Here is a 12,062-nt window from a genome sequence, read left to right on the forward strand (position 1 = left end):
CCCCTCCGTTTCAGGTCAGGCGTTAGCGGTTGCGCGAGATGCAATGCCCGGCAAACGCCGCCCGGCACGAATTACACGACTATGGGTACGGCAGATACGACAAATACGGCAGGTACAACGGATACAGCAAGGCGCCGTTAAACGGGCACCTTTTTCAGCATTTCCAGACCCACCTGGCCTGCCGCGATCTCGCGCAGCGCGACGACGGTCGGCTTGTCGCGGCTTTCGATCTTCGGCGTGTGGCCTTGGGCGAGCTGACGTGCGCGATACGTTGCGGCAAGCGCCAGTTCGAAACGGTTCGGAATCTGTTTCAGACAATCTTCGACGGTGATGCGGGCCATGTCGGGTTCCTTCTCATTCTCACAGGTTCTTATTCTACCTTATGTGCCCGATGCGCCGGGCTGCGGCTGATGTATACCCAGCTCGACGAAGAGCTCGGTGTGCCGCGCGTATTGCGACGTGAAGCGCAGACGCGTCGCGCTCACGATGTTACGCAGCTCCTGCAGCGCGCGATCGAAGTTTTCGTTGATGACGACATACTCCGCTTCGCTCGCGTGCGCCATCTCGCTGCCGGCCGCCAGCAGGCGTCGCGTGATGACGTTGGGCTCGTCCTCGCCGCGCTTGCGCAGACGGTCGGCGAGCGCGTCGAGCGACGGCGGCAGGATGAAGATTTCGACGGCGTTGCGGAATTGCTTCTTCACCTGCTGCGCGCCTTGCCAGTCGATTTCGAGCAGCACGTCATGGCCGATCTTCATCTGATCTTCGATCCACACGCGCGACGTCGCATAGTAGTTGCCATGCACTTCCGCGCTCTCGAGAAACTCGCCTTGCGCGTGACGCGACAGAAAATCGTCGACGGTCGTGAAGTGATAGTGCTCGCCGTCGCGCTCCTTCGAACGCGGCGTGCGCGTCGTGTACGAAATCGACAGACAGATCGCGCTGTCTTCGGCGAGCAGCGCGTTCACGAGCGTGGATTTGCCCGCGCCCGACGGCGCGACCACCATGAAGAGATTGCCCGGATAAACGCCCGCGTACGGATTGCGCGGTTTCGCTTCGGACTTGTGCGCACCGGCGCCGCTGGTCTGGTCGGTCATGTTCGTTGCTTCCTGTTTTACTGCTGTGTTTCTGCGTATTTCCGCGTGTTGCTACGCGTGTTTGCGCGCGTTGCCGCGCGCGCTTATTCGAGGTTCTGCACCTGCTCGCGCATCTGCTCGATGAGCAGCTTGAGCGTCATCGAGGCGTCGGCGAGTTCCTTGGCCGCGGCCTTCGAACCGAGCGTGTTCGCTTCGCGATTCAGCTCCTGCATCATGAAGTCGAGACGCTTGCCGACGCGGCCGCCCTTCTCGATCACGTGACGCGTTTCGGACAGATGCGCGGACAGGCGCGAGAGTTCTTCGGTGATGTCGATGCGGATGCCGTACATCGTCACTTCCTGGCGAATGCGTTCGGCGACTTCCTCACGCGACACGCTGCCGATATTGCCGTTGCCGTTCGTTTCCGGCGCGGCGATGCCGAGCGCTTCCTGCAGACGTTCGACGATCTTCTGCTGATGCTTGACGATCAGTTCCGGCACGAGCGGCGTGATCTTCGCGACGATCGTTTCCATCTCGGCGACGTTGGCGAGCAGCATGTTCGCGAGTTGCGCGCCTTCGCGGCCGCGCACGTCGATCAGGTCGGCGATGGCTTGCTTGCCGCAACCGAGCACCGCGTCGCGCAGCACGTCGGGCGCAACGCCGCTTTCCGCCAGCACGCCGGGCCAGCGCAGGATCTCTCCGGTACGCAGACGGCCCGAATCGGGAAACGCGTCGAGCACCGCGCGTTCGAGCGAGGCGAGCTGTTCGAGCGCGTCGCGGTTGAGCGCGCCGGCGTTGGCGCCCTGCTCGCTGCGCTGGATGTTGATGCGGATATCGACCTTGCCGCGCGAGAGCTTCTGCATCAGCATTTCGCGCAGCGTCGGCTCGACGACGCGCACGTCTTCCGGCATGCGGAAATTCAGGTCGAGAAAACGCGAATTCACGGTGCGCAGTTCGACGGACACGCTGGCGCCGCCAGTGCCCGATGCCGCCACCAGTTCGCGCGTGGCGCTGGCATAGCCGGTCATGCTGTAGATCATGGTTCGTCTCGCGTAAAAGCCATGCGGCGCGCCGGTTGCGGGCGCGGCTCACGGCGAGGAAAAATCGAGGCGCCCGGCGTGGACTCGTGCAATCGATGACGCGGGGCGGGGATTCGCCATTATCCCATTTTTGGCAGCACGCCCGCCCGTTCGGCAAGCCCCGCCGGCCGGCCCCGGCGGCGCGGCGCGCGCAAGCGTCCGCGCCGCGCCGCGACCCACGCTCCGCGCCCACCGTGCGAAGGCGCTAAAATTGCGGTTTCCCCCTCCTTTGCCGTGCCCCCGCACGCCCGACGATGACCCAATCCATCCAGCGCCCCTCCGGCCGCGCCGCCGACCAGCTTCGCGACGTCCGCATCACCCGCCATTTCACGAAGTACGCCGAAGGGTCGGTGCTCGTCGAATTCGGCGACACCAAGGTGCTGTGCACCGCGAGCGTCTCGGAGAGCGTGCCGCCGTTCCTGCGCGACAAGGGCCAGGGCTGGCTCACCGCCGAATACGGCATGCTGCCGCGCGCCACGCACACGCGCAGCGACCGCGAAGCCGCGCGCGGCAAGCAGACGGGCCGCACTCAGGAAATCCAGCGTCTGATCGGCCGCGCGATGCGCGCGGTGTTCGATCTCGAAGCGCTCGGCGCGCGCACCATCAACCTCGATTGCGACGTGCTGCAAGCCGACGGCGGCACCCGCACGGCCGCCATCACGGGCGCGTTCGTCGCGGCGCACGACGCCGTCTCGAAGCTGCTCGCGACCGGCCGCATCGAGCGCTCGCCGATCACCGACTACGTGGCGGCGATCTCGGTGGGCGTCTACGAAGGCATGCCCGTGCTCGACCTCGACTACGCCGAAGACTCGCAATGCGACACCGACATGAACGTCGTCATGACGGGCTCGGGCGGCATGGTCGAAGTGCAGGGCACGGCCGAAGGCGCCCCGTTCTCGCGCGACGAACTGAACGCACTGCTCGACCTCGCGCAAGGCGGCATCCGCACGCTGATCGAGAAGCAAAAGGCCGCGCTGGAGATCGCGCATGGCTGACACGGCTAACACCGCGCCCAACGCCGGCCAGAGCGCCTTGTCGGGCCGCGTCGTGCTGGCGTCGAACAACGCCGGCAAGCTGCGCGAATTCGCGGCGCTGCTCGGCGCGGCGGGCATCGAACTCGTGACGCAAGGCGAGCTCGGCGTGCCCGAGGCCGAAGAGCCGCACGTCACCTTCGTGGAAAACGCGCTGGCCAAGGCGCGTCACGCCGCGAAGCTCACCGGCCTGCCCGCCATCGCCGACGATTCCGGCCTTTGCGTGCGCGCCCTCGGCGGCGCGCCGGGCGTGTATTCGGCGCGCTACGCACAGCGCGCGGGCGGCGAGAAAAGCGACGCCGCGAACAACGCCCTGCTCGTCGCGAATCTGCAGCAACACGCCGACCGGCGCGCGTATTACTACTGCGTGCTCGCGCTCGTGCGCCACGCCGACGACCCCGAACCGCTGATCGCCGAAGGCCGCTGGCACGGCGAAGTCATCGACACGCCGCGCGGCGACAACGGCTTCGGCTACGACCCGCACTTCTACATCGCGGGCCTCGAAGCCACCGCCGCCGAACTCGATCCGGCGCTCAAGAACGCGTCGAGCCATCGCGCGATCGCCTTGCGCGCCCTGCTCGCGCGCCTCGAGGAGCTAGCGTGAGCCAGCAGCACCGCATCGGCATCGAAGTCGTGAAGTCGTTCACGATGCCGGGCAGCATCCGCCTCACGTCGCTGCCGCCGCTTTCGCTTTACGTGCATTTCCCGTGGTGCGTGCGCAAGTGTCCGTACTGCGATTTCAACTCGCACGAGTGGAAAGGCGACCGCTTTCCCGAGGACGATTACCTCGACGCGCTGCGCACCGATCTCGAACAGGCGTTGCCGCTCGTCTGGGGCCGCCAGGTGCACACGATCTTCATCGGCGGCGGCACGCCGAGCCTGCTCTCCGCGAAAGGGCTCGACCGCCTGCTCTCCGACGTGCGCGCGCTGCTGCCGCTCGACGCCGACGCGGAAATCACGCTCGAAGCCAATCCGGGCACGTTCGAAGCGGACAAGTTCGCGCAGTTCCGCGCGAGCGGCGTGAACCGGCTGTCGGTCGGCATCCAGAGTTTCAACGAGGCGCATCTGAAGGCGCTCGGGCGCATTCACGACGCGGCGCAGGCGCGTCACGCGGTGGAAGTCGCGGCGAAGACCTTCGACAACTTCAATCTCGACCTGATGTTCGCGCTGCCGCAGCAGACGCTCGCCGAATGTCAGACCGATATCGAAACGGCGCTCGCGTTCAAGCCGCCGCATCTGTCGCTCTATCACCTCACGCTCGAACCGAACACGCTGTTCGCGAAGTTTCCGCCCACCCTGCCCGACGACGACCAGTCGGCGGACATGCAGGAATGGATTCACGCGCGCACGGCCGAGGCGGGTTTTGGGCGCTATGAAGTGTCGGCGTACGCGCAGCCCGGACATCAGAGCCGCCACAACCTGAACTATTGGCGTTTTGGCGATTACCTCGGCATCGGCGCGGGCGCGCATACGAAGCTGTCGTTTCCGAACCGCATCGTGCGGCAGGTGCGTTACAAGCATCCGTCGACCTTCATCGAGCAGGCGCGCGCGGGCTCGCCGGTGCAGGAAGAGCACGAGGTCAGCGCGCGCGATCTGCCGTTCGAGTTCATGCTCAACGCGCTGCGGCTCGTGGAAGGCTTTCCGGTGCATCGCTTCATCGAACGCACGGGTTTGCCGATCACGACCATCGAACCGCAATTGCAGGAGGCGGAAAAACGCGGCCTGATCACGCGCGATTACGAGAAGATCGTGCCGACCGAGCTGGGTCAGCGCTTTCTCAACGATCTGCAGGAGCTGTTTCTCAAGGACCCGTCCTGACGTTTCGAGGCGCATTTCGATGCGCGCCGCCGGCGAGGCTGCCGACGCGCGCGCATTCCAGGTTACAATGCGCGCCTCCGGAGGTGTGGCAGAGTGGTTGAATGCACCGGTCTTGAAAACCGGCGAAGGGGTAACCCTTCCGTGAGTTCGAATCTCACCGCCTCCGCCAGAACGGAACACAAAACCCTGCAAATTCATACGTTTGCGGGGTTTTTTGTTTTTTCGGCCCACAAAATAACCCATAGGAAAAATTTGAGTTCTGTTTGCGAGTCGTTGTATGAGTCAACGGCAACGTACAGCGAGCAATCTACCCCAACTCCCTTGACAATCACCACCGCCGTGTAACGCGCATCCACCTCGGATGCGTAGGTTTCCCAATCGCGGCCATCGGATTTGAGAAACACCTCCAAGCATTCATTCTCGTTAGGTGCAGTCATTGAAACCTCGGGGTTGCTGCAGTTGAATGGTTGCTGAGCGATTGAAATTAGCAGGAGATGTCGTGTTTATGCGGGCGGTGGATTGATATGCAACAACAAGGTAGAAACCTCAAAACGCAGTAGCAGCCACGCGCGCCTGCAATGGGTCCTTCCCGGCTGGTCGAAGGCACCATATCGCCCAACCAAGGGGAATCAAAGGTGTACGCATGGCGCTACTTCCCGCACCTCCGCTGCCCCCCCTGAAAGACAGTGCGAACCTGGCGGCCCACGGTGCGAACACCACGGCCATAAACGCGAACCCCCACGAGAATTTTCCTCTGCGCATGACACGCTGCCGCCGACATTTGCGCACGGTGCGGTGCTGGCGGCGTGCCGCGTACCGAATTGAATATTCGAAAATTACCCCGTCGAGCGAGTCTAGCGGCGCGGTGCGCGGTTGATAAAAAATACAGGCTCCAGAGCCGCCAGCATGGCGACCGATGGAGAGGGGCGCCCCGCGCGAACCTTGCCGATGATCAAAACGCCTTCGCTGCACAATGCAAAGCGCATCGTTTGACGCCATTTCGAGGCGCTCTCTGATAGTGCATCCCCTTGCGTAATCCGACGATTACCGGTTAGCGGCGGAGGGTCCGCTGTGGCTGTGCCGGTCGCGTATCTGCACGGTTTCCATACCTGCAAGCGAACGGAGGCACGCACATGAGGCGTTATCTGTTGAGGCTAGGCGATAAATCCACGGCGGGCGGTGTTGTCCTGGAAGGCGCAGAAAACTGCACGCACCACGGCATACCGATTACGTTTATCGGAGCAAAGGTCTGGTGCGAAGGCTGTAAATCGCACGGTTATATCGAGTCGGCGGGGCCGCACCGCAACGCAACGATGCGGGGGAAGCAACAGGCGCTTGAAGACGATATCTGTATCTGCAAGTGCTCACCGCCGCCGGTTTTCAGTGCATCGCAGGCAAGCGCCTCTCACAGTTGGGACGACGAATGGGGGGACATGGGTTATGCAGCAAGCCTGGCCGCGTTACTCGACAGGCAGAGCGCCACACACGACGAACGGTTCAAGCTATGCGATCGCGCCGGAAACCCGCTCGCGGATACCTATTACACCGTTCGTTTGCCGTCCGGTGCAACGGTGAAAGGCGTAACAGATTCGAACGGCTATACCGCGCGCTATCAAACTGATGGCGAGTGCCGTATTGCCGTGTACATCGGCCACAAGGAGTAGTCGTGCCTACCAGACTTGCACTGAAAGACGATCGCACGACCACGGGCGGGTCCATCCTCGGGCCGGGATCGGACTGGTTTAACGAAGACGGTAGAGCCTTCGCGCTGGCCGAAGACAAGGCAACATGCGGCAACTGCAAAGGCGTGTGGCCGGTTGGTGGCACCGCCCATAATGTCATGGATGAAGGCCGTTCGTTCGTTAAGAACCTGGCACCAGTCTACTGTCCGTGCGGGAAAAAACGAGTACTTGCCAGCGGAGAATCGCCGTTCTTCTATTTAGAAAACGATGAGCCACTTGCAGCACAACCGGACGCGCTGTGCACAACGTATGACGAGCAATTCGCACTACGCGACGCGAACGGCACTCCCATAGCGAATGCGAATTACACCGTTCGGCTTCCAACGGGCGAACTTGAGCATGGCACGACGGACGCGCAAGGACGCACCGCGCGCTATCTCACAGATCGCGCTGATTCGATTCACGTCTATCTTGGTCACAGGGAGGAAATTTAAAATGCCGGATGCACTTGGAAGTGCAGTAACGAACACGAATCCGAATTCGTGTGTGAATTTGCAGACAGATCGTTTATGCAAGCCGTGGACAATTTCAGAATCCGGAATCACGTTTGTACAGGCATGGGAGGCGTTCAGGTCGCACCTTTACGACAACGATGGCGGCGGGAACGGTGGTAATACAACCGTTGGTTACGGACACCTAGTTCATGTTGGCCCGATATCTGGTGCTGCCTCAGAAACTCCGTTTTTGAATGGAATTACGCCCGCTCAGGGGCGGCAATTATTGATGCAAGATTTGATAGACCCGCAACGTATTGTGAATCATAGAATCAATGTGCCTTTGTATCAGTACGAATACGATGCTTTGGTCGACTTCGTATACAACCTTCGGCATCACAATGATGGGCTTCTCAATCTCGTAAACACGGGACACTACGATCGGGTTCCGGCGAAATTCATGGAATACACATCTGCCGGTGGTGCGCATCCTGCGGGACTTGTAAAGCGTCGTCGCGCAGAAGGTAACCTTTTCGGGGATGGAAACTATGATTCGAGCCACTAAATTTGGGGCTTTTTTGATTTCCGCATTGGCGTGCGCTGCCGTGAATGCGGAGGCCTCCTGCGAGGCGACAGCAAAAACTCGTGACGATTTTTTAGCTTGCACGAATGCAGAAACAAATCGCGTTTTGTCAAATGTAAAGCGCTTGTATGAAGCCATCCGTCCATCGACTAGTGGCGAAACGCGTATTGAATTGGATAAAAACTTCGAAAACTGGAAGGGGCGAATTCAGACAGACTGTGACTTATTGGGTAAGGCGTTCAATAATTGGGGGAATGACTACACACCGGATACTGATTTTCAGATCGCTGCCTGCCGATCCAAGATAGCCAATCAACAGCTTGAGTTCTATAGTTTCCTCACTTGCGCCGACGATTTGGAAACGTCCGCAAAGCCCAAATGTGATGCGCTAAAGAACGCATTGAAGTAGCGTTGCGCGAAGCTGCAAGACGCAGTTTGAAGGTGCATCGGGTACGCACATAAACTTTCAGCGCTTTTCAGCCCCGCTTCGGCGGGGGTTTTTTGCTCCGGCTACACGGCTTTTTTGCTGGCGGCGAGTTCGACAACGTTCTGTTTTGCCGGTCCCGCGTTCGCGTAGCGCGCCCAAGTCTCCATCAATTTCGTTCGCCCATCGAACAAATCGTCCCGCGCATACGCCGCTTCGGCCCGCTCTTTTATGCCGTGCGCCAGTGCCACCTCAATGACTTCGCTCCGGAAGTGCGTCGTCTCGCCCGCCCAATCGCGGAACGTCGGGCGAAAGCCGTGGCTTGTCAGATCGGCACGGCCCATGCGTTTAAGGACCGCCAGAAGCGCCATATTCGACAATGGTTTGTCCGGCTTGCCGGGAGAATGGAACAGCCAGTCGCTTTTGCTCCCGGCCATCGTCGCCTTGATGATCGACACGGCAGCGGGGTGAAAGTACGACGCGGTGTTCCTTGCCCATTTTCATCCGTTCGGCGGGCACGACCCAAACGTGCGCGGTCAGGTCAAATTCGTCGCGCCGTGCGCCAATGGTTTCGCCGGTACGCGCCGCCGTGCCTGCTTGCTGCTTCAGTTCGGTGATGAATGCGCCCAGTTCGGCTTACGGCAACGCCAGATGATGTTCGACTCGCTAGATCTTCGAGGACTTCGGTAACAACTTGTCCAGATGACCCCGCCAGCGCGCCGGGTTGTCGCCGCTGCGGTATCCGCGCACGGTTGCCCAGTCGAGAACGAGTCCAATCCGCCCGTCGCCCAAGCGCTGGCGTTTCGTCGCGCGGTAGCTTTTCATTTGGGAATCCGCCAAACCTATAAAATACGGGTTGGCCACGATTCCAGTGGCAACTGCACCCTGGCACCCCATGTTACGTTTATCAGAAATAAAACTCCCCCTCGATCATGCCGAACGCGAGCTTGATGCCGCCGTTCGCGCGCGCCTCGCCGATCTCGGCGTCGCGGCAGACGAGCTTGTCCGCTACACCGTCTTCCGCCGCGCGCATGATGCACGCAAGCGCTCGGATATCAAGCTGACCTATATCGTCGACATCGAAGTCAAGGACGAAGCGGCGGTGCGCAATCAGATCGTCGGGCAGCCGCATTGCGGGGTGACGCCCGACATGACGTACCGGTTTGTCGCGAAGGCGCCCGAGCACTCGACGCGTCCGCGTCCGGTGGTGATCGGCATGGGGCCGTGCGGTTTGTTCGCCGGACTCATCCTCGCGCAGATGGGTTTCCGCCCCATTATTCTCGAGCGCGGCAAGGCCGTGCGCGAACGCACCAAGGACACCTTCGGCCTGTGGCGCAAGTCGGTGCTCAATCCGGAATCCAATGTGCAGTTCGGCGAAGGCGGGGCCGGGACGTTTTCCGACGGCAAGCTGTACAGCCAGATCAAGGATCCGAACCACTATGGCCGCAAGGTGCTCGAGGAGTTCGTCAAGGCGGGCGCGCCGGAAGACATCCTGTATCTGAGCCGTCCGCACATCGGCACGTTCCGTCTCGTCAGCATGGTGGAAAAGATGCGCGCGACCATCCACGAACTGGGCGGTGAAGTGCGTTTCGAAACCCGCGTCGACGACATCGAAATCGATCAGGGCAAGGTGCGCTCGCTCAAGCTCTCGAACGGTGAAACGCTGCGCTGCGACCACGTCGTGCTGGCCGTGGGACACAGCGCCCGCGACACGTTCCAGATGCTGCACGATCGCGGTGTGTATATCGAAGCCAAGCCGTTTTCACTGGGTTTTCGCATCGAACATCCGCAGGGACTCATCGATCGCAGCCGCTTCGGCAAATTCGCGGGCCACAAGCAACTTGGCGCGGCCGACTACAAGGTGGTCCATCACGCCAACAACGGGCGCGCGGTGTACAGCTTTTGCATGTGCCCGGGCGGCACGGTGGTCGCGGCGACCTCCGAACCGGGCCGCGTCGTCACCAACGGCATGAGCCAGTATTCGCGGGCCGAGCGCAACGCGAATGCGGGCATCGTCGTCGGCATCACGCCGGAGGACTATCCGGGCGGCCCGCTGGCAGGCATCGCGTTCCAGCGCAAATGGGAAGAGCGGGCGTTCGAGCTCGGCGGCGGCAACTACCAGGCGCCGGGTCAACTGGTCGGCGACTTTATCGCAGGCCGGCCGTCGACGTCGCTTGGCTCGGTCGTGCCGTCGTACAAGCCGGGCGTGCACCCGACCGATCTCAGCACGGCGCTGCCCGACTACGTGATCGAAGCCATCCGTGAAGCCCTGCCCCAGATCGACAAGAAGATCGCAGGCTTTGCGATGCACGACGCCGTGCTGACCGGCGTCGAGACACGCACGTCGTCACCCATCCGGATTCGCCGCAAAGACGATTTCCAGAGCCTGAACGTCGAAGGTTTGTATCCGGCCGGCGAAGGCGCCGGTTACGCAGGCGGCATCTATTCGGCGGCCATCGACGGCATCGAAGTCGCACAGGCAGTGGCACTCGATCTGGCATCGACGCAAGCGTCCTGATCGTGGCCAGGAGGCGGCTGGAGGGATGTGTCCGCACGTCCCTTAGCTCGCCTGGCTGCGCGACCTGATGGCAATCCGCGCTCGTGATATTCGCACCGAGCCGCATGGCGCCGCATTGCGCCGCCGTTTTGACGCCATTTTGACGTCGAAACCCCGGCGGCCGATCCGGCCCTCCTCCTCGCACGACACACAAACGCCCGAATCGCCCGTCGAACAAAGCTCGACGACGATTTGCGCTCGCCGCGCGCTTTTTTAGGGTCGAGTAATGAATTCGCCCATTTCATACACCATGCCAGAACCCGGGTATAACCCTAGGTGAAAACCCTAGTATTGCGGTAAACTATCGCCTGTTCAGGGGATTACTCACCATGCCGCATCGTTTCCAGGTCTTCGAAAAGCTGGCCTTTTCACTCGTCGTTCTGTCTGCCGTGATGTGCTCGGGCTACATCGCCTGGGAAAGCTCGCCCGATCTGCGCGCGAACGTGCAAGTCGGCAAGGAGCTGTTCCTCAAGAGCGGCGAATACTCGTACGCCTGCGCGACCGTGACCGCGGATCCCTGCGCGCAATTCCCCGTCGAATAAATGCATCGGCGCCTCGGCGCATCAACGAACGCATAAGCGCCCCGGCGCACACAACTCGCCAGTACCGCGCCCTCGCGCGGGAGAGTTCGGATTGCATCCCGCACCGTTTCGTCTAAGCTCGAATCTGGTTTCGCACTCGAGCCTGGACAACATGCTCATCCGCGTCCGTACGCGCAGCGGTCACGACACCGCGAGCGCCCGCCGCACGAACATCGCTCACACCGCGCATGCAGCATCGCTGCGACGTCTCGGCGCGATCCTGCTGCTCGCCCTTACAAGCGCCTGCACGATCACGCCGCCGCCGCGTCCGCTGCTCGTGATTCCGCCCGAAGCCATCAACAGCACGACGCTCGATCAATATCGCGCCGCCGTGGCGAAGCACATCGTCGAGCGTAATCCGACGTCGGTGCTGCACGGTTCGCCTCAGGCGATGCTGCGCTCGCTCGTGGTCGTTTCGTTCACGGTCAATCGCGAGGGCCAGGTGGTCAAGTCGTCGGTCTATCGCACCAATGGCGACGACGACGCCGAATCCACCGCGCTCGCCACGCTGCGTCACGCGGCGCCGTTGCCGCCACCGCCGCCGCGTCTGCTCAACTCGGTCGGTCAGATCGAGCTGTTCGAGGACTGGCTCTTCAACGACAACGGCAAGTTCCAGTTGCGCACGCTCGCGTCGCCGCAAGCGCAAAACTACAACTGATCCGCAACGCGCCTTTCGATGCGCCCGCGCGAGGCTTGCTTACGCCTTGCTGCGCGGCGCGCCCGCTCGTTATAATTTTTCG

16 protein-coding genes and 1 tRNA gene are annotated in these 12,062 nt (G+C 61.7%); 11 read left to right on the forward strand and 6 right to left on the reverse strand.

Going from position 1 to position 12,062, the window contains the following annotated elements:
* Positions 1 to 137: 137 nt before the first annotated feature.
* The 3 genes from rpoZ to G3N97_RS05585 form a co-directional block, all read right to left on the reverse strand.
* Positions 138 to 341 carry a DNA-directed RNA polymerase subunit omega gene (rpoZ, locus tag G3N97_RS05575; protein ID WP_006400783.1) on the reverse strand — a complete coding sequence of 68 codons (204 nt, stop codon included), beginning with the start codon at positions 339 to 341 and terminating at the stop codon, positions 138 to 140.
* A gap of 39 nt (positions 342 to 380) precedes the next feature.
* A complete protein-coding gene (gene gmk / locus G3N97_RS05580) occupies positions 381 to 1,094 on the reverse strand; it encodes a guanylate kinase (protein WP_205992310.1) in 714 nt (237 codons plus the stop codon).
* An 83-nt stretch (positions 1,095 to 1,177) separates the two neighbouring features.
* Positions 1,178 to 2,113 carry a YicC/YloC family endoribonuclease gene (locus tag G3N97_RS05585; protein WP_205992311.1) on the reverse strand — a complete coding sequence of 312 codons (936 nt, stop codon included), beginning with the start codon at positions 2,111 to 2,113 and terminating at the stop codon, positions 1,178 to 1,180.
* 293 nt (positions 2,114 to 2,406) lie between these two features.
* Here G3N97_RS05585 and rph point away from each other — a divergent pair, with 293 nt between their 5' ends.
* The 4 genes from rph (at position 2,407) to G3N97_RS05605 (ending at position 5,170) form a co-directional block, all read left to right on the forward strand.
* On the forward strand, positions 2,407 to 3,147 hold the full coding sequence (gene rph, locus G3N97_RS05590) for a ribonuclease PH (protein WP_205992312.1): 741 nt from the start codon (positions 2,407 to 2,409) through the stop codon (positions 3,145 to 3,147).
* Positions 3,140 to 3,787: an RdgB/HAM1 family non-canonical purine NTP pyrophosphatase gene (gene rdgB / locus G3N97_RS05595; RefSeq protein ID WP_205992313.1), complete on the forward strand. Its 648-nt coding sequence runs from the start codon at positions 3,140 to 3,142 to the stop codon at positions 3,785 to 3,787. Before rph ends, rdgB begins: the two co-directional genes overlap by 8 nt.
* A gap of 44 nt (positions 3,788 to 3,831) precedes the next feature.
* Entirely contained in the window at positions 3,832 to 5,001 is a 1,170-nt protein-coding gene (hemW, locus tag G3N97_RS05600; RefSeq protein ID WP_124260805.1) for a radical SAM family heme chaperone HemW, read from the forward strand.
* A 79-nt stretch (positions 5,002 to 5,080) separates the two neighbouring features.
* Positions 5,081 to 5,170: transfer RNA gene (locus G3N97_RS05605), tRNA-Ser, on the forward strand.
* A 25-nt stretch (positions 5,171 to 5,195) separates the two neighbouring features.
* Here the strand turns inward: G3N97_RS05605 and G3N97_RS05610 are convergent.
* Positions 5,196 to 5,438: a hypothetical protein gene (locus G3N97_RS05610; protein WP_205992314.1), complete on the reverse strand. Its 243-nt coding sequence runs from the start codon at positions 5,436 to 5,438 to the stop codon at positions 5,196 to 5,198.
* 696 nt (positions 5,439 to 6,134) lie between these two features.
* Between G3N97_RS05610 and G3N97_RS05615 the strand changes: the two genes are divergently transcribed.
* Genes G3N97_RS05615 through G3N97_RS05630 form a run of 4 tightly spaced genes read left to right on the forward strand, consistent with a single transcriptional unit; the run spans position 6,135 to position 8,169 of the window.
* Positions 6,135 to 6,665, forward strand: a complete 531-nt coding sequence (locus G3N97_RS05615; protein ID WP_205992315.1) for a PAAR domain-containing protein — start codon at positions 6,135 to 6,137, stop codon at positions 6,663 to 6,665.
* Between the two features lie 2 nt (positions 6,666 to 6,667).
* Entirely contained in the window at positions 6,668 to 7,177 is a 510-nt protein-coding gene (locus G3N97_RS05620; protein WP_205992316.1) for a PAAR domain-containing protein, read from the forward strand.
* A gap of 1 nt (position 7,178) precedes the next feature.
* A complete protein-coding gene (locus G3N97_RS05625; RefSeq protein WP_205992317.1) occupies positions 7,179 to 7,742 on the forward strand; it encodes a lysozyme in 564 nt (187 codons plus the stop codon).
* Positions 7,717 to 8,169: a hypothetical protein gene (locus G3N97_RS05630; RefSeq protein ID WP_205992318.1), complete on the forward strand. Its 453-nt coding sequence runs from the start codon at positions 7,717 to 7,719 to the stop codon at positions 8,167 to 8,169. Before G3N97_RS05625 ends, G3N97_RS05630 begins: the two co-directional genes overlap by 26 nt.
* Positions 8,170 to 8,270: 101 nt before the next feature.
* On the opposite strand, the gene G3N97_RS05635 is transcribed toward G3N97_RS05630, so the two are convergent.
* Together G3N97_RS05635 and G3N97_RS05640 are read right to left on the reverse strand one after the other, a co-directional pair.
* Entirely contained in the window at positions 8,271 to 8,642 is a 372-nt protein-coding gene (locus G3N97_RS05635) for a hypothetical protein (RefSeq protein WP_205992319.1), read from the reverse strand.
* Between the two features lie 208 nt (positions 8,643 to 8,850).
* Positions 8,851 to 9,009, reverse strand: coding sequence for a hypothetical protein (locus tag G3N97_RS05640; RefSeq protein WP_205992320.1), 159 nt, complete (start codon positions 9,007 to 9,009; stop codon positions 8,851 to 8,853).
* Between the two features lie 70 nt (positions 9,010 to 9,079).
* Between G3N97_RS05640 and G3N97_RS05645 the strand changes: the two genes are divergently transcribed.
* The 3 genes from G3N97_RS05645 to G3N97_RS05655 all read left to right on the forward strand — a co-directional run bounded on the left by G3N97_RS05645 (position 9,080) and on the right by G3N97_RS05655 (position 11,980).
* A complete protein-coding gene (locus tag G3N97_RS05645; protein WP_205992321.1) occupies positions 9,080 to 10,702 on the forward strand; it encodes an NAD(P)/FAD-dependent oxidoreductase in 1,623 nt (540 codons plus the stop codon).
* Between the two features lie 368 nt (positions 10,703 to 11,070).
* On the forward strand, positions 11,071 to 11,283 hold the full coding sequence (locus G3N97_RS05650) for a hypothetical protein (protein ID WP_205992322.1): 213 nt from the start codon (positions 11,071 to 11,073) through the stop codon (positions 11,281 to 11,283).
* Positions 11,284 to 11,434: 151 nt separating this feature from the next.
* A complete protein-coding gene (locus tag G3N97_RS05655) occupies positions 11,435 to 11,980 on the forward strand; it encodes a TonB family protein (RefSeq protein WP_205992323.1) in 546 nt (181 codons plus the stop codon).
* Positions 11,981 to 12,062: the final 82 nt, after the last annotated feature.

Origin of the sequence: Paraburkholderia sp. Ac-20347 (genome assembly GCF_017104805.1) — a bacterium.
Classification (GTDB): Bacteria; Pseudomonadota; Gammaproteobacteria; order Burkholderiales; family Burkholderiaceae; genus Paraburkholderia; species Paraburkholderia tropica.